General features: G+C 38.0%; 1 pseudogene. It reads left to right on the forward strand.

Features of this window, described 5'->3' with window-relative positions:
* Positions 1 to 308: 308 nt before the first annotated feature.
* A pseudogene (locus IQR33_RS09230) lies at positions 309 to 568 on the forward strand (nicotinate phosphoribosyltransferase); the annotation flags it as partial.

Genomic DNA, 568 nt, shown 5'->3' on the forward strand with positions numbered 1-568 from the left:
ATACGATCATGGTTGGGTCCTAATATTGATTTGTAAGTAATCTAGCGCATAACAAGTGGTCAATCAATGGGTAAGTAACGAGTTGTTAGAAACGTTTTTGGTAGTGTTCGTAATACGGTTTGAGCATAAATTTACGGATGACTCTGACTTATTCACAATGCTTGCTCGAATTCTAGACAAAAAAACCTTATAAAAATGAGTGGTTAGTAACAAAAGTTGACAAACTATAGATGGGTGTTTATTGTTTACGCAAATTAGTTAGTAACAAAAAGTTATATACCCAGGAAGGGCATGTAGAAGGGCACCTAATGACCACCAAACTATTTTCTTCCCGCATCATTCAAAGCGCTTTGGATTTCGATGTCTACAAAGTCAATATGATGAGTGCTGTAACAGCGCTTTACCCTGATGCGATGGTGTCATATAAGTTTATCGTGCGCAGTGAGGAAGACCTTTCTGAGCTTTTGCCTGAGGTAAAAGCCGAAGTCCTTAAACTGCAAGATATTCAATTTACGCAAGAAGAAATTGAATATATTAAGCGTGTCGCGCCTTACCTGAATCCTGACTT

It is taken from the genome of Vibrio sp. OPT46, assembly GCF_015163535.1.
Classification (GTDB): domain Bacteria; phylum Pseudomonadota; class Gammaproteobacteria; order Enterobacterales; family Vibrionaceae; genus Vibrio; species Vibrio alginolyticus.